The 16,391-nt window shown below is 55.5% G+C and carries 18 protein-coding genes; 16 read left to right on the plus strand and 2 right to left on the minus strand.

What is annotated here, in order from left to right; all coding sequences use genetic code 11:
• Positions 1 to 52: 52 nt before the first annotated feature.
• From PSSD_RS27750 to PSSD_RS13515, 3 genes are all read left to right on the plus strand, one after another.
• Positions 53 to 205 (plus strand): hypothetical protein, encoded by a 153-nt coding sequence (locus tag PSSD_RS27750; protein WP_167347674.1) that lies wholly within the window; start codon positions 53 to 55, stop codon positions 203 to 205.
• A gap of 367 nt (positions 206 to 572) precedes the next feature.
• Complete coding sequence (locus PSSD_RS13510; protein WP_039332565.1) at positions 573 to 1,886, plus strand: MFS transporter; 1,314 nt, start codon at positions 573 to 575, stop codon at positions 1,884 to 1,886.
• Positions 1,887 to 2,246: 360 nt separating this feature from the next.
• Positions 2,247 to 2,804: a hypothetical protein gene (locus PSSD_RS13515; protein WP_153011438.1), complete on the plus strand. Its 558-nt coding sequence runs from the start codon at positions 2,247 to 2,249 to the stop codon at positions 2,802 to 2,804.
• A gap of 222 nt (positions 2,805 to 3,026) precedes the next feature.
• Here PSSD_RS13515 and PSSD_RS13520 read toward each other — a convergent pair whose 3' ends face one another.
• On the minus strand, positions 3,027 to 3,701 hold the full coding sequence (locus PSSD_RS13520; RefSeq protein WP_058972591.1) for a GntR family transcriptional regulator: 675 nt from the start codon (positions 3,699 to 3,701) through the stop codon (positions 3,027 to 3,029).
• A 114-nt stretch (positions 3,702 to 3,815) separates the two neighbouring features.
• Between PSSD_RS13520 and PSSD_RS13525 the strand changes: the two genes are divergently transcribed.
• The 12 genes from PSSD_RS13525 to mdcH all read left to right on the plus strand — a co-directional run bounded on the left by PSSD_RS13525 (position 3,816) and on the right by mdcH (position 15,063).
• Entirely contained in the window at positions 3,816 to 4,496 is a 681-nt protein-coding gene (locus tag PSSD_RS13525; RefSeq protein WP_058972592.1) for a DUF2848 domain-containing protein, read from the plus strand.
• Between the two features lie 11 nt (positions 4,497 to 4,507).
• Entirely contained in the window at positions 4,508 to 5,854 is a 1,347-nt protein-coding gene (locus PSSD_RS13530) for an amidase (RefSeq protein ID WP_058972593.1), read from the plus strand.
• Positions 5,854 to 6,486 carry a DUF4286 family protein gene (locus PSSD_RS13535; protein ID WP_058972594.1) on the plus strand — a complete coding sequence of 211 codons (633 nt, stop codon included), beginning with the start codon at positions 5,854 to 5,856 and terminating at the stop codon, positions 6,484 to 6,486. Before PSSD_RS13530 ends, PSSD_RS13535 begins: the two co-directional genes overlap by 1 nt.
• A complete protein-coding gene (locus tag PSSD_RS13540; RefSeq protein WP_058972595.1) occupies positions 6,479 to 7,792 on the plus strand; it encodes an MFS transporter in 1,314 nt (437 codons plus the stop codon). Before PSSD_RS13535 ends, PSSD_RS13540 begins: the two co-directional genes overlap by 8 nt.
• Positions 7,793 to 8,003: 211 nt before the next feature.
• The gene (gene mdcA / locus PSSD_RS13545; RefSeq protein WP_058972596.1) at positions 8,004 to 9,659 is read left to right on the plus strand and encodes a malonate decarboxylase subunit alpha; all 1,656 of its coding nucleotides are present in this window, start codon (positions 8,004 to 8,006) and stop codon (positions 9,657 to 9,659) included.
• Complete coding sequence (locus PSSD_RS13550) at positions 9,659 to 10,516, plus strand: triphosphoribosyl-dephospho-CoA synthase (protein WP_058972597.1); 858 nt, start codon at positions 9,659 to 9,661, stop codon at positions 10,514 to 10,516. Before mdcA ends, PSSD_RS13550 begins: the two co-directional genes overlap by 1 nt.
• Positions 10,517 to 10,525: 9 nt before the next feature.
• Positions 10,526 to 10,825 (plus strand): malonate decarboxylase acyl carrier protein, encoded by a 300-nt coding sequence (gene mdcC / locus PSSD_RS13555; RefSeq protein ID WP_058972598.1) that lies wholly within the window; start codon positions 10,526 to 10,528, stop codon positions 10,823 to 10,825.
• Entirely contained in the window at positions 10,818 to 11,654 is an 837-nt protein-coding gene (locus PSSD_RS13560) for a biotin-independent malonate decarboxylase subunit beta (protein WP_058972599.1), read from the plus strand. Before mdcC ends, PSSD_RS13560 begins: the two co-directional genes overlap by 8 nt.
• Positions 11,651 to 12,451, plus strand: coding sequence for a biotin-independent malonate decarboxylase subunit gamma (mdcE, locus tag PSSD_RS13565; protein ID WP_058972600.1), 801 nt, complete (start codon positions 11,651 to 11,653; stop codon positions 12,449 to 12,451). The genes PSSD_RS13560 and mdcE overlap by 4 nt, the downstream gene beginning before the upstream one ends.
• Positions 12,452 to 12,590: 139 nt before the next feature.
• On the plus strand, positions 12,591 to 13,550 hold the full coding sequence (locus tag PSSD_RS13570; protein WP_058972601.1) for an AEC family transporter: 960 nt from the start codon (positions 12,591 to 12,593) through the stop codon (positions 13,548 to 13,550).
• A gap of 2 nt (positions 13,551 to 13,552) precedes the next feature.
• The gene (locus tag PSSD_RS13575) at positions 13,553 to 14,161 is read left to right on the plus strand and encodes a malonate decarboxylase holo-ACP synthase (RefSeq protein WP_058972602.1); all 609 of its coding nucleotides are present in this window, start codon (positions 13,553 to 13,555) and stop codon (positions 14,159 to 14,161) included.
• Positions 14,158 to 15,063 (plus strand): malonate decarboxylase subunit epsilon, encoded by a 906-nt coding sequence (mdcH, locus tag PSSD_RS13580; RefSeq protein ID WP_058972603.1) that lies wholly within the window; start codon positions 14,158 to 14,160, stop codon positions 15,061 to 15,063. Before PSSD_RS13575 ends, mdcH begins: the two co-directional genes overlap by 4 nt.
• Here mdcH and PSSD_RS13585 read toward each other — a convergent pair.
• Positions 15,039 to 15,992 (minus strand): LysR family transcriptional regulator, encoded by a 954-nt coding sequence (locus PSSD_RS13585; RefSeq protein WP_058972604.1) that lies wholly within the window; start codon positions 15,990 to 15,992, stop codon positions 15,039 to 15,041. The genes mdcH and PSSD_RS13585 overlap by 25 nt on opposite strands.
• 183 nt (positions 15,993 to 16,175) lie before the next feature.
• On the opposite strand from PSSD_RS13585, the gene PSSD_RS26605 reads away from it, so the two are divergent.
• A partial coding sequence (locus PSSD_RS26605) for a helix-turn-helix domain-containing protein (RefSeq protein ID WP_153011439.1) occupies positions 16,176 to 16,391 on the plus strand: 216 nt, incomplete at its 3' end.

A 16,391-nucleotide genomic window follows, 5' to 3' on the forward strand; every position in this document is an offset into this window, starting at 1 on the left:
GATAGCCTGAGGGTGCAGCAGAGGTGTCAGAGCATTAGACACAGTGGCCTTTTTGACAACCCGCACTGAAGCTAATGAGCTGGCTGGGGCCGCACCGGGGCAGGCATCCGCAGCGCTGAACGGAGAGAGTATGCCAGGAGAGCCCGCAGGACGCGGGCGAAAGGTGGCGCTGGAACATGGATGTTCCATCGGCACCGGTCCGTAAGGCAGACGAATGAAGCGAAGGTACCGCGTAGCGGTGCGAGGACCGCCAGCCCCGGTGCGGCTCCAGACGGCGTTATCGTCAGAAGCATTACGCGATTAACGGCGACCTCGATGAAAGCGTGTTACGCCTTCAAGTTACACCGTGCCTTTTTTATCACCTTTATTAATGAATCCTCCTCGCTTGAAGCTGCATTTCCGCGCTCAACAACCGTTATCACATTGATTTGTGCACTCTCGATCACGCCATAAGTAACACAGTTTCTTAACATTCATCCGAGTGATTAGGATCGCAATAATAATTCCCAAACTCTCTTTAATAAGAAGCCATTGAGCTTCTTACGTAGTGTTGCTTTAAGAGAGAGGGCGTTATGCACGAGAAAATCCCCGGAACACGTTGGTATCGCGTTATTGCCCCGATTCTGATTACTTGCATTATCTCGTTTATGGATCGCGTGAACATCAGTTTCGCGCTGCCTGGCGGCATGGATCAGGACCTGGCGATCACCAGCCAGATGGCCGGTATGGTCAGCGGCATCTTCTTTATTGGTTATCTGTTTTTACAGGTGCCGGGCGGGCGTATTGCGGTGAATGGCAGCGGTAAACGCTTTATCGCCTGGTCGCTGGTGGCGTGGATGGTGGTATCGATTGCTACTGGCTTTGTCACCAATCACTACCAACTGCTGGCATTGCGCTTTGTCCTCGGCATCTCCGAAGGGGGCATGCTGCCAGTGGTGTTAACCATGGTGAGCAACTGGTTCCCGGAAAAAGAGTTGGGGCGCGCCAATGCCTTCGTCATGATGTTTGCACCGCTTGGCGGCATGTTTACCGCACCGATCTCCGGTTACATCATTAATGCCCTCGACTGGCGCTGGCTGTTTATTATTGAAGGCTTGCTGTCTGCAGTCGTGCTATTGGTGTGGTGGCTGGTGATTGCTGACCGTCCTGAAGAGGCGCGTTGGTTACCTGCCCGTGAAAAGGCCTATTTGCTTGAGCAGTTAACCCGCGAGCGTGCAGCGCATCGCAGCATTGAACCGGTGAGCAAAGCGCCGCTAAGCGCCGTCTTCCGCAATTCAGGTCTGATGAAACTGGTCGCCCTGAACTTCTTCTATCAAACCGGTGATTACGGCTACACATTGTGGCTGCCCAGCATCCTGAAAAACCTGACCGGCAGCAATATGGCTGGCGTGGGCTTGTTAGCCGCGGTGCCCTTTGTGGCGACCATTCTCGGGATCTATGCCATCTCCTGGCTCAGCGATCGTACCGGAAAACGCCGCTTATGGGTGATGGTCTCGCTGTTCTGTTTTGCTGCCGCGCTGCTGGCCTCTGTGGTACTGCACAGCAATGTCGTGGCGTCCTACATCGCGCTGGTGGTATGTGGCTTCTTCCTGAAAGCCGCGACCAGTCCATTCTGGTCCATTCCTGGCCGTCTTGCTGCGCCTGAAGTGGCAGGCAGCGCGCGTGGGGTGATTAACGGGTTGGGTAACCTGGGTGGATTCTGCGGACCCTATTTGGTTGGCATCATGACGATGCTGTATGGGCAGAATGTGGCCGTATGCTGGCTGGCGGGATCGCTGGTGGTTGCAGGCATTATCACCGCATTGCTGCCACGCAACTGCGATATCAATCCTTCTGCGCCGCGTGAGGAGGGTATGGGTAAGCGATTGCTGAGTGTGAAGCATTAAGTGATTTTCCCCCAGCCGGATGCACGAATAAAGGGCATCCGGCTTTAATATATCAATGTCGCCTCTAAGCTATGACGCCCCCTCATTAATAATTGAAATTTTAGAATTTTAAGTAATGACTGCATTTATTTTAAATGACTGGAAGTGAAAGGTTATATAAACATTAAGACTGATATATGAGCGAATTAATACACTCCTAAACATGCCTGCATTAAAAGTTACGTAAGCTTTTCGCAAAGACAACGAAATTATAATGAAATAACCTTTATCCTGGGTGAGTTGCAGCGTATGTTTTACTGTGCACAGCAGCTAATCATTTAAAATAATTTCTAAGCGAAATAGCTTAGTCTAGGTATAAACGTGCCACTCAAAAACGCCAGGGTTTTCCATATCGGATTAACCTCGCTCATCATCTATTCTGATTGCCGGTTTACGACGCTTGGCTTGTCAGAAACCATGATGGCCAGGTTTCCACAACAGCATAAATGCAGCAGCATCATCATCGTTAATGCCTGCTCTACGACGCTGGAAGCAAAAGTATTGGATGTGTTCAGGTTAAGGAAGATCTACGGTAAGAGTGCCTATATTTTTGTGCTAACCAGCGATCCAGACAGCGCCGAGATATATCAAGGTATTCATTTCGTCTCAATGCACGCACCGATTAATGAATTAATGTGCTACATCATGAGCGCAGTGATAATGCATGATAAAGGTTCTGTGAAGCTTTCATTGCAAAGCATGCAGATCATTTATATGAAATCACTAGGCTTAGCGATTGAAGATATTGCGTTGTTGATGCAACGTAGTCGATCGACGATCAAAAATAACTTTTCCTACTGCAAGCGAAGACTGCACATTAAAAGTACATTCTCTGAACGTGCATTAATCTATATCGCCAAAGGCATTGTGACGAAATAATAAGGCTGAGTATGTCTGTCGTGAGTTTATTATCCTTAGTATTTATTTTGTGCGTGATTATTATTTATTCTGTCTACGCTATGGTCCACAGCAAAAAGAAAAAGCGCTTTCACAACCGCAGGAAAGTGGGAAGCGCGCGTTAATCTTGACATGAAACGCGCGCCTGAAATTTGGCGATAAGGAGAGCGTTCACCCAGAGCGCCTCCTTTGATACGCTGCTCATCAGGTCGTCAACAGGGCGCGCTTAAATGAAAAAATATGCGCACGTGCCGCATCGGCAGCACGTTGCGTATCACCGGATGCCAGCGCATCAATAATTTCGTTGTGTTCCGCGATCACCTCATCCATATGCACAACACTCGATAGCGTTGTTGCCCAAAATCGCTGTGCCTGCGCATGGATCACACTGAGAATGTCGGCAAGTCGGCTGTTTCCGGCGATATCCGCCAGCACCTGATGAAACTCACGGTCCAGCAACATCATCTTCTCTTTACTACGGGATTCGCTCGCCCGGGCAATTTGCTGATTCAGGTCACGCAACTGATCAATTTGCGACGCCAGCGCCTTTTGGCTGGCGAGTTCAACGCACAGCGTTTCGTTGACCAATCGCACTTCAATGAGCTCCAGCGCGTCGTCAATCGAAAGCGGGGCGACCATTACACCTTTACGGGGAATGATCTGCAGTAAACCCTCGGTTGCCAGACGATGAATGGCTTGGTTGATGGGCGTGCGCCCCATATCCAGATCATCCATGACCTGAGCCGTATTTAAATATTCACCGGGTTTGTAGCGTAGCGTGATGAGCTTGTGTCTGAACGCCAGATAGGCCTGTTCATTTAACGAAAGGCTCTTCTCCGGACTGGCTGGGTTCACATTTTCGGTCACTGACTCACTCATCACTACGTTCCTTTTTTTACCTTTGAGACATATTACACAAAAAAGTGGCATGAAAATCGCTAGTTTGAAATCACAGTGAAATCTCACAGTAATTTTTCAAACGGAGATCTTCTCATGCACCTGCAGTTCACAACAGGCGATAACGCCGCTACCACGCTAGATGTTGAGGTCAATCGTTTCATTGTCGCGGGTTGGGCAGGGCGCGACATGGATGCCGTCATGCACCATATCAGGGAACTTGAGGCGCTTGGCGTGCCCGCTCCTGGTGCAGTGCCGCTGTTCTATCGCGTAGCCACTAACCAACTCAGCCAGCAATCATCGCTGGAAGTGGTGGGCAATGAAACCTCCGGTGAGGCCGAGCCTTTCGTGTTCTTCCATCAGGGCGAATGGTGGGTTTCGTTAACCTCCGATCATACCGACCGCTATCTGGAAACCTTCAGCGTGGCGCTCTCCAAACAGGCGTGTATTAAACCGGTTGCCCGACATGCGTGGCGCATGAGCGAGGTTGCTGAACACTGGGACTCGCTGGAATTGACCTCGTGGATTCAGGAAGAGGGCGAATGGGTGATTTATCAGCAAGGTTCGCTGGCTTCACTGCTCACGCCGCAAGATCTGATGACACGATATCTGGAGGGTGAAGAGGCGCAAGAGGGCGTGGCGATGTCGTGTGGCACCCTGGGCGCTATTGGGGGGATTCGCCCAGCCAGTGAATTCCGTATGGCGCTGCACGATCCGGTGCTGAACCGCACGCTGGAACACGCTTACTGCACCGGCGCACTGCCGGTGGTGGCATAAGGAGTTCGCAGATGACCACACTATGGCAGGCCAGCCAGCAACTGCTGGTGGGTGATACGAGCCCAGAAACCTTCACTGCATCGGCGTTACTGGCGGCACAACATCCTGAAAAAGAGGGTGCGCGTGTTTTCACCCGACGCTATGCAGAACAAGCGGCACAGCAAGCTTCAGCAGCAGGCCAACGCTGGCAAGCACAGCAGGCACGCAGTGCCATTGATGGATTGCCCATCAGCATCAAAGATCTGTTCGATGTACAGGGCGAGGCCACCACGGCGGGTTCACGTCTGTTGCAGGACGCCCCCCCAGCGGCAGCGAACGCGAGCGTGGTTGAACGTCTACACAGGGCTGGTGCCGCGATTGTCGGCAAAACCAATATGACCGAATTTGCTTTCTCGGGGCTGGGCATCAACCCGCATTACCACACGCCAGCTAACCCGTGGCAGCGAGCGGAACAGCGTATCCCCGGCGGTTCGTCATCCGGTGCAGCGGTCGCGGTGGTTGATGGTATGTGCCTGGGTGCAATTGGAACGGATACCGGCGGTTCGGTGCGTATCCCTGCCGCGCTTTGTGGTCTTACCGGTTTCAAACCCACGGCAAACCGCATCAATCAGGCGGGCACATTACCGCTTTCTGCCTCTCTCGACAGCATTGGGGTGATCGCGCATGACGTTCGCAGCTGCTGGCTGCTCGACGGTGTGATTGCTGATGAGCCGCTGGCGTTACAGCAGGTGAATCTGCGTAATGCGCGCTTTGCGATACCGCAAACTCGCGTGCTGGATGGGTTGGACAGCGAAGTGGCGCAAGCCTGGGAAAGGGCAATCCATGCTCTCAGGCAAGCCGGTGCCACGCTGGTGGACATCCCGCTGCTTGAACTGAATGAGATGAACACCATGAACGCCCGTGGAGGTATTACAGCATATGAGGCGTGGCAGTGGCATCAACCAACGGCGCAGGCGCAGCCAGACGCTTATGACCCGCAAGTGCTGGTCCGCGTGCAGCGCGGCAGCCACCTGACGGAACAGGATGCCGCACAACTCTATCAGCAACGTGCAGACTGGCAGCAGCGTATCAACGCCGCATTGGCGAGATTTGATGCCGTGCTGATGCCGACCGTCCCCTGCATTGCGCCCACCATCGCATCCCTTGATGACGCGCAACAGTACATGGAGGTCAACGCGCTGATGTTACGCAACACCAGCGTGATCAATATGTTGGACGGCTGTGCCGTCTCCCTACCTTGCCATCAAACCGGTCGTGCGCCGGTTGGCCTAAGCCTTGCTTCTGTTCATGGTGATGATGCCCGCTTAATCAGCTGGTCACTTGCTGTGGAAACTGCCCTTAACTGGAGATCCTCATAATGACTCAACCCCACGGCATGCTGTTTGTCGCCACCAACATCGGCGCGGAAGATGAAGCGGACTTTAACCAGTGGTATGACGTTGAACACGTAGAGGAGCGCGTGGCGATCAGCGGCTTCTTGAGCGGCACACGTTACCAGGCGATCAACGCCGAACGTAAGTATTTAGGTTTGTACGAGACCGAATCGCTGGAGGCCTTCACCAGTGCGGATTATCACGCGGCATTCACACGCCAAACCACGTGGTCGGTGAAAAATCTGCAAAAGATGATTAATCCTATGCGCCGGGTCAGCACCGTCACGCACTGTCACGGTAAAGGCACGGGCAACAACCTGGCAGTTGTGACGCTAAAGGGTTTCGATAGCGCAGCGTTAACGGCATGGCAGCAGCAGATCAACCAAACGCCGGGCTATATCTCCTCCAGTTTGCTCACTCCGGATACTGAACTGAGTTCGCCATTGCCGATGGAGCCGAAAGAAGCACGCTCGATGTTGCCAATGCTGCTGATTCACTGCCGTGATGCACAAAGTTGTGACCAACTGGCGGCAACCGCTGCCGCCGCACTGGCGGGTGATGTTCAACGTTATGCCCTTGGCTGGCAGTTAACCAAACAGGAGTTGGCACATGGCTAATACAGATTCTTCGTTGCAGCAAACGGTGCGCGATAAGCGCAGCACCTCGAAAACCGGTCGCCTTGCGGCTGCCAGTTCTATCGGCACTGCGCTGGAATGGTATGACTTTACCGTTTACAACATCATGGCGGCGCTGGTGTTTAACCATGTGTTCTTCCCGAGCTTCGATCCTTTGGTCGGCACCATTCTGGCCTTCTCAACTTACGCAGTCGGCTATATTTCCCGACCGCTGGGTGGCTTTGTCTTTGGCCACTTAGGGGATGTGGCGGGCCGTAAAGCGGTGTTGATCATTACCCTGGTGATCATGGGTGTGACCACCGCGTTAATGGGCTTACTGCCCGGCTACGCGGTGTGGGGCGTGTGGAGTCCCATCTTGCTGGTGGCACTGCGTTTTGTGCAGGGGATTGCGCTGGGTGGTGAGTGGGCGGGTGCGGTTTTACTCTCGATGGAACACGGTGATGCCGATAAACGTGGCCGCAATGCCTCTTTTGCCCAGGTTGGGCCTTCCTGCGGAACGCTGATTGGCACCGGCTTTATCACGTTAGTTACCGTGTTAATGAGCGCCGAGCAGTTCCAGGCTTGGGGCTGGCGCATTCCGTTCCTGCTGAGCTTGCTGTTAGTGATGTTTGGTCTGTGGTTACGTCGCGGTGTCGAAGAGACGCCAACCTTTGTCGCGATGCAAGCGGCGGAGAAAACCACGCATACGCCTTTGAAAGAAGTTTTCATGAAGTACTCGAAACAACTGCTGATTGCGGGTGGTTCGCGCATCGGTTCAGATGTGCTCTACGCGCTGGTGGTGGTGTTTACCCTGACTTATGTCACCACGGTGCTGCAACTGCCGCGTCCGCTGGCGCTGATGGCTACCATGTTAGGCGCGATAGGCAATGCCATCACCGTACCGATGTTTGGTGCGTTGTCGGATAAGTGGGGTCGCCGTCCGGTGTATATCATCGGAGCGCTGCTGGCTATCGTCTGGTCATTTGTGTTCTTCGTATTGCTCGACAGCACACAACCGGTGCTGATTGTGCTGGCGGTGATCGGCGGCTTGTTGATCCACGCCATGATGTATGGCCCACAGGCGGCATTTGTCACCGAGCAGTTCCCGAGCCATGTGCGCTATGCCGGATCGTCACTGGCTTACACGCTGGCTGGTATTGTGGGCGGCGGTTTTGCGCCGCTGATCATCACCTCGCTGTTTAAAGAGATGGGCAGCACCGTGTGGGTATCGCTGTATGTCAGCCTTGCGCTGCTGATTACGCTGTTTGCGTTGTGGAAAGCGAAAGAGACGGCACATAGACCCCTATAAGCCTATAAATCATGGGCCTCTCATCTGGGGCCCATTTTTATTACCCACAAATTCCTTCACTAATCGTTGATCAACCGCAAACTTCCACACCTCCAATCATTACTCTCAGGCTAACGATCAACCCATCAGGTTGATTGATGCCTATGCCGTTGAAGACCACACTTTGCTGAGTTGACGTAATCATGAGATTCGCTCATTCAGGAGGTTAGTCATGTCATCAGGACAACAAGGGGCGCGGGTGTGGAACACGCGCCGCATGGAAAAACAGCGGCGGCAGGCGTCCTTGCCGGTGCAGGGCAAAGTGTTACCCACCGACCAAATGGTTGAGATGCTGGAAAAGCTGATTTCGCCAGGCGACCGGGTGGTGCTGGAAGGGAACAACCAGAAACAGGCCGATTTCCTCTCCCGCATGCTGGCTGAGGTCAACCCGCAAAAAGTGCATAACCTGCACATGATCATGCCCAGCGTCGGGCGCAGTGAACACCTCGATATCTTCGAGAAGGGCATTGCCCGCAAACTTGATTTCTCTTTCTCCGGCACGCAAAGCCTGCGCATTTCGCAGTTGCTGGAAGATGATCAGCTGGAAATCGGTGCCATTCACACTTACATCGAGCTCTACTCCCGTTTGTACGTCGATTTAGCGCCGAATGTCGCCCTGATCGCCGGGTACAAAGCCGACCGCAAAGGCAACCTCTATACCGGGCCGAGTACTGAAGACACGCCCGCACTGGTCGAAGCGGCCGCTTTCCACGACGGCATCGTGATTGCCCAGGTCAACGAACTGGTGGATGACGAGTGCGATTTACCGCGCGTCGATATCCCAGGTTCATGGATTGATTACGTGGTCGTCGCCGACAAACCCTTCTTTATCGAACCGCTGTTTACCCGCGATCCGCGTCTGATTAAGCAAGAACACATCTTGATGGCGATGATGGCGATTAAAGGCATCTACGCCGAGCATCAGGTGCAATCGCTCAATCAAGGTATTGGTTTCAATACGGCCGCCATCGAACTGCTGCTGCCGACCTACGGCGAACAGCTCGGTCTCAAAGGCAAAATCTGTAAGCACTGGACGCTGAACCCGCATCCGACGCTGATCCCGGCAATTGAGAGCGGCTGGGTGGAGAGCGTGCACTGCTTCGGTGGGGAGTTGGGCATGGAAGAGTATATCCGCGCCCGTCCGGACATCTTCTTTACCGGCGCTGACGGCTCAATGCGCTCTAACCGCGCCATGTGTCAGCTGGCGGGGCAGTACGCCGTGGATATGTTTATCGGCTCGACGCTGCAAATTGACGGCCTGGCCAACTCCTCCACCGTGACCCGTGGACGTCTCTCCGGCTTCGGTGGCGCACCGAATATGGGGCACGATCCGCACGGACGCCGCCATGCTACCGCCGCCTGGCTGGCGATGAAAAATGGCGAAGATGCCATGGAGCGTGGCCGCAAGCTGGTGGTACAGATGGTCGAAACCTTCCAGGCGGGGGTAAAACCCACCTTCGTGGAAAAACTCGACGCCATCGAGGTGGCGAAAAATGCCGGTATGCCGTTGGCACCCGTGATGATTTACGGCGATGACGTCACCCATGTGCTGACCGAAGAGGGCATTGCTTATCTCTATCGCGCACAGGATCTCGAAGAGCGCCGCGCGATGGTGGCGGCAGTGGCGGGGATTACCGATATCGGACTGGGCGTTGATGCCAGGCGCGTGGCTGAACTGCGCCGTAGCGGCAAGGTGGTGTTCCCGGAAGATCTCGGTATTCGCCGTGCCGATGCCACACGTTCGTTGCTGGCAGCCGGCAGCGTGGCTGACCTCGTTGAATGGTCTGACGGGCTTTACAACCCACCGGCAAAATTCCGGAGCTGGTAATGAAACGACTCGCGCCGCAATCGGTTGAAAGCCGTCTACATCAACTGGCGCAGCACGCCACTGATTGCCTGATTGAAGAGGTGAATCTGACGCCGAAACCGGGGCTGGTGGATCGTCGCGGCAGCGGTGCGCATCAGGATCTGACGCTGGCACTGATGGAGCGTTCGGCGCGCAGCCTGACCCCAACGTTTATGGCACTGGCGCAGCAGAGCTGGCTACGCCCGGCGGATGTGGCGCTGCGTGAAACCATTGGCCGTCTTGGGCGTGAAGGTGAACGCCAGATGATGGTTGCCACCGCCGGGGTGAATACCCATCGCGGGGCGATCTGGGCGCTGGGTCTGCTGGTCAGTGCGGCGGCGATGCAGGGCGGTTATGCCAGCAGTGAATCGCTGTGCGCGACCGCCGCAGAGCTGGCGCAGTTGCCTGACCGCGCGGCACCCAAAACCTTCAGCAAGGGGCTGCGTGCCGTCCATCGTTTTCAGGTGCCGGGCGCACGTGAAGAGGCACAGCAGGGCTTTCCCCACATCAGGCAATTGGCGTTGCCGCAGCTGTGGCGCAGCCGCCGTGCGGGTGCAGCGGAAAACGCCGCCCGCCTGGATGCACTGATGGCCATCATGACGTCGCTCAGCGACACCTGCGTCCTCAACCGTGCCGGTCTGGAAGGTATGCAAACCATGCAGCGTGGTGCCCATGCGGTGCTGCAAGCCGGTGGGTATGCCACCTCTGCAGGCCGCGCAGCATTAGAACAACTGGATAGCGCGATGCTGGCGCTGAATGCGTCGCCAGGCGGCGCGGCTGATTTACTCGCCGCCACGCTGTTTATCGACCGTTTGTCTGCATCGCCACTCATTGATTAAGAGGTTGCTATGGAAAAGATAACGTTAGCTTACCCGGCACGTCGCACGCTCAGCGGACAAGCGCTGGCGGGCGTGGTGGGATCGGGAGATATGGAAGTGCTGTACCGCGCAGACAGCAGTGCGTCACTCAATATCACCATCACCACTTCAGTGGACAACAGCAAGGCGCGCTGGGATGCGCTGTTTAGCCGCCTGGCAGAATTAACTGAACTGCCGGCAGGGCAATTGGTGATCCACGACTTTGGTGCCACGCCGGGTGTTGCCCGTATTCGCATCGAACAGGTCTTTGAGGAGGTGAATCATGCGTGATGACAGCAGCTTTATCGAACTGCGTGCCCGTCAGCGTGCGTTGGCATTGCTGGACAGCGGCAGCGCACGCGAACTGCTCGATCCCTTTGAAGGCGTGATGTCGCCGTGGCTGGAGAAACAGGGCATTGTGCCGCAGGCCGATGACGGCATGGTAGTGATGAAAGGCACGTTAAACGGCCAGTCCACCGTGGTGATTGCCATTGAAGGCACTTTCCAGGGCGGCAGCATGGGCGAAGTCTCCGGTGCGAAAATGGCCGGTGCGTTGGAGCTGGCGGCGGAAGACAACCGTAACGGTGTGCCAACACAAGCAATTCTGTGCCTGGAAACCGGGGGCGTGCGTTTGCAGGAAGCCAATCTCGGTCTGGCCGCTATTGCGGATATTCACGCCGCGATCGTCGATCTGCGCCAGTACACGCCGGTGATCGGCATTATCGCCGGCACCGTGGGCTGCTTTGGTGGCATGTCGATTGCCGCCGCGCTGTGCAGCCATTTGATTGTCACCCGAGAAGCGCGTCTGGGTCTGAACGGCCCGCAGGTGATCGAACAGGAGGCGGGAATTGATGAGTATGACTCGCGTAACCGTCCATTTATCTGGAGCATGACCGGCGGCGAGATTCGCTATCAAAGCGGGCTGGTGGACGCACTGGTCAACGATGGTGTTAAGGCAGTTAAACATGCGGTTGACGAGGCATTAGCACAAGGTGTACCCGCTCAGCATCGCAGCGAAAATTATGCCTTTTATCTCGAGCGTTTAAGCCGTTTCGATACCGCACAGCAGGCCAGTACGGCCACCATTCATCAGGTCTTTGCGCCGGAGGTGAAATTATGAGTGCACACAACAGCCGTGGTGAGCTGTGGCTCAGCCAACTCACTAATAATGCCGCACGCCGCGACGGACTCTGCCCGTCAGTACAGGTGGCAGACGCCGAACTCAACGGTGAAAGCGCGCGTTTTATTGCCGTCGTGCCGGATGCCAACAACCGCTATCCGCGTGCCGCACAGGGTGAAGTGGGCCTGCTGGAGGGCTGGACGCTGGCAAAAGTGGTTCAGGATACGATCGCTGAAGACGCCAACAATGCGGTGAAGCGGCCGATTATTGCGGTTATTGATGTCCCAAGTCAGGCATATGGTCGTCGTGAAGAGGGCTTTGGTATTCACCAGGCACTGGCGGGGGCTGCGGGTGCCTATGCACAAGCGCGGCTCGCCGGGCATCCGGTGATTGGACTGATCGTGGGCAAAGCGATGTCCGGTGCGTTTTTGGCGCATGGCTATCAGGCCAACCGGTTGATTGCCTTTAACGATCCGGCGGTGCAGGTGCATGCGATGGGCAAAGCCTCGGCGGCGCGTATCACGTTACGCACCGTGGAAGCGCTTGAAAAACTGGCCGCCAGCGTGCCGCCAATGGCCTATGACATCGGTAATTACGCGACCCTGGGCTTGCTGTCGTCGCTGTTGGACATCGCGAATCCTGATGCGCCAGCTGCAGATGATGTGGCGCGTGTCAAAACCACCCTGGCACAAGCGATTGACGATACGCGCCGCATGCCGGGCAGAGGATCACGCCTTGCTGCACCCAATCGCCAAAGTTCGGCACGGGTCCGCGAACGTCTGCGTGCCAGTTGGTAGTACCCAATAATAAAAATCTTTAAATCAACCTGCCGGCTGTCAGTATGCCGGACGCACGCGGCGTCCGGCCTCTGCGGCAACTGATAAATTCAACACCATCGCGTCAGTACTCACTCTTTTAATAACAAACAGGTGATTTATGACTTACGTGATTCTGCATGCGCTCGCCCCGATCTTCATCATCATGCTGTTGGGGTTTTGGGCCGGCAAAGCCAAAATGGTTGATAACAAAAACGTCTCATTACTCAATATCTTTGTGATGGATTTTGCCTTACCGGCAGCACTGTTTAGTGCCACGGTGCAGACGCCGTGGAGTAGTATTGTGGCGCAGACGCCATTGATTGTGGTGCTGACATTAGCGATGTGGATCGCCTATGCGGTGCTCTATTTTGTCGCCACCAAAATCTTCAAAAAATCGCCTCAGGACGCCGCGGTGCTGACGTTAACCGTGGCGTTGCCAAACTATGCCGCACTCGGCTTACCCATTCTTGGCAGCGTGGTGGGAGAAGGTTCAGCGACATCGCTCTCTGTGGCGGTCTCGATTGCCTGCGGTTCAGTGTTAATGACGCCGTTCTGCCTGCTGATTCTGGAGCGTGAAAAAGCGCGTCTTGCCGGGGAAACACAGCGCTCGACGCTGGCGATGTTACCCGTGTTGATGTGGCGTTCGGTGAAAAAACCGATTGTCTGGGGACCGCTGCTCGGCGTGGTGTTGTCAGCTATCGGCATTAAGATGCCTGACCTGGTGCTGACGGCGATTAAACCTTTGGGTCTGGCGGCAACCGCTGCGGCCCTGTTCCTCACTGGGGTGATCCTCTCGGCACGACAGTTGAAAATCAACAGTATGGTGATCAGCTCGACTGTAACCAAACTGCTGATTCAACCAGCGATAGCGTGGGGGATTGTGCTGCTGTTTGGTCTGCACGGTACCGTAGCCATCACTGCGATTCTGATGATTGCGCTGTCGGCTGGCTTCTTTGGTGTGGTGTTTGGCAATCGCTTTGGCGTTCAGTCACCTGATGCAGAAGCGGTACTGCTGCTCAGTTCGCTGCTGTCGATTTTGTCACTGCCGCTGTTTATTAGTTTAACTGCAGGAATTTAATCATGAACGTCCGCCCACACGATCTGCTCTGGCTACAGGCTGATGCCACCTTGCTCGATATTCAAGAGCCGTGGGTGGCGCAGCAGTGGAGCGTACGGCAGCCGGTGGTGGTGCGGCGTGATCGGATGCAGCAGGGCAATATCCCGATTGGCGTGCGTGGCGCAGTACGCCATCAGCGCGCGGCAGGTTGGGTGCAGGCGCGAGATGTGGTGCGTATTGACGCGCCTGAAACGCTGGTCGATCGCGCTGCCTCGCATGTGTTTCGTGCCTTACCCACGGTGCAGGCACTGATACAACTGCAACAGCAACGTTGGACCTGGTGTTGGGGCGTGACCGGCAGCACCGGTTTTGCCCTGGCAACGTCACTGCCCGTTCTGCACGCGGACAGTGACCTTGATCTGCTGATCCGCGCGCCGCAGCCGCTTGACCCAGACGAACTGGCGGTGTGGCAGCGGCAACTTGCGCGTTTGCCCTGTCGCGTGGACACCCAGGTTGAGACGCCGGTCGGGGCTTTTGCCCTTAACGAATGGCTGCGCACCGGGCGCGTGTTATTGAAAACCGCGCAAGGCCCGCGTCTGACCGATCTTCCCTGGACGGAGGAAAACCCATGAAAACGCTCTTCACCTTTCCCGGGCAAGGTACCCAGCGTGCTGGCATGTTGCATGCCTTGCCACGGGATGAAACCTGGCACACCGCTCATGCGGTGCTGGGTGATGAACTCCGGCAACTGGACTCCGTCGACGCGTTGCAACACACCCGTGCGGTGCAATTGACGTTGCTGATCACGGCGGTTTCAGCTGCGAGACAGCTGATCGCCAAAGGCGTAGAGCCGGACATGGTGTGCGGTTTGTCTATCGGCGCTTATCCTGCGGCCGTCATCGCCGGGGCGTTGGATTTTAAAGATGCCCTAAAGCTGGTGGCACTACGTGGTGAACTGATGGAGCAAGCCTATCCGCAAGGCTATGGTTTAACCGCCATCAGCGGCATGACCCTGGCGCAGGTTGAAGCGCTGGTGGATAACCGCCAGAGCTTTATTGCCAACATCAATGCGGAAACTCAGATTGTGATTGCCGGCAGCGATGCCGCAATGGCCGCCGTGGCGCAGCAGGCTCTGGCGCAGGGCGCACAACGCGCGCACCGACTGGCGATCAGCGTGCCATCGCATTGCGCTTTGCTTTCGCAACCGGCACAGCAATTGAAAGCAGCAATGGACAGCATCAACGTGCAACGTCCACATCTGGCGTATTTAAGCGGCAACAGTGCGCGCGTGCTGTGGCAGCCGGAACGGATCGCTGAGGATCTGGCGATGAACATGGCGCGCAGCGTTCGCTGGCATGAAGCGATGGTGGCAGCCAGAGAACGGGACGTCAGATTGGTGATTGAGATGCCACCCGGTGAAGTGCTGACGGGATTAACCCGAAATGTGCAGTGTCAGGGCGAGTGTCTCGCACTGGAGCGCAACGGCGAAGAGCTGGCGCTGCGCTTGTTTCAGCGGCTGGCCGGGACGAGTTGATTTTTTTCCTGCAAACTCAACGCGAACATACGTCCCTCGGCAACTAACGCCAGCAGGTTAGGATCGTGTTCGCGGTTGCGGGGAAACACAATGGCGATGTGTTGGCGCATCTGATACGGCTCTGCCAGACGCAAAAAGCGCAGATCGTTCTCATACTGTTTGCGCATTCTGCCCGGTACCAATGAGTAACCCATGCCGGCCTGCACCAGACTCAGCATCGAGAAAATATCGTTAACGCGCGTGATGATGTTGGGTTCAAAACCGGCGACATGGCAGGCTTCCTGAAAACCGGTAAAGGTGGCGAATCCTTCGGCCAGAGAGACAAATGGCTTGTCGCTGTAGGCTCGCAGATCAATGTCATCGCTGTTTTCGCTGTCATCGTTCTGAGGGACGGCGAGAAAAATATCATCCTGAAACAGCGCGACCTGTTCAAAGACCTTGTCATCAATCTCCGCTTCACTGACTGAAATGATGATGGCATCCAGTTGATTGGCCTTCAGTGCGCGCAGCAGCAACTCGTTGGAACCCATGGTGAGATTAAGCTCAAGTTCCGGGCGGCGCAGTTTCATTTTCATGATCAGGCGCGGCACGGTTTCCAGCGACAGCGAATAAAGCGTTCCCACGCGTAGATTACCCAGCCCCATTCCCGCGGTACGTTGCGTCTCATCAATGCCCTGGCTAAGTGTCGCCAGCGCCTCACGGCTGTATTCAAGCAGCGTCCAGGCGGCGGGAAGTGCCACTAAGTGACGGCCTTTGTGTTCAAACAGCGGGCAACGCAGGCTCTCTTCCAGCGTATGCAGCGCACGGTGCACGCTGACCGTGCTCAGCCCAAGGGTTTCTGCGGCTCTGGCGAGGTTTTCACTTTCCATATAGCAGCTAAAAATCAGCAGCTTGCGCACGGTGAGATCGTTATCGAGGGTCAGTTTCATGCCGGTTTCACATCGTGAATCAGGGGGCTATTATAACGCCCTATGTGATGCGGTCGCCATAAATGGCGACCCTATATTATTTCCGTAGGGGGCGCATTTAGGTGCAAACCGGGCACATAGGTAACACTTTAGACCGGGCACATGGGTAACAGTTATGAATTGGCATAGCAGAGGAGACTCACTATGCCCTGGACTGAGACTGTTACCATGCAACGCCTTCATTTCATCCTCGCCTGCCAGGCAGGCGATAAATCCATGACCGAGCTTTGCCACCTTCACGGCATTAGTCGAAAAACCGGCTATAAATGGCTGAAGCGATTTAATGCTGAAGAGCTCTCCTCTGTTGAAAATCGCTCCCGTGCCCGTCTCACGCAGCCAGAAAAAATCCCTCCGGATATA

The organism is Type-D symbiont of Plautia stali (genome assembly GCF_001485335.1).
Lineage (GTDB): Bacteria > Pseudomonadota > Gammaproteobacteria > Enterobacterales > Enterobacteriaceae > Pantoea > Pantoea vagans_C.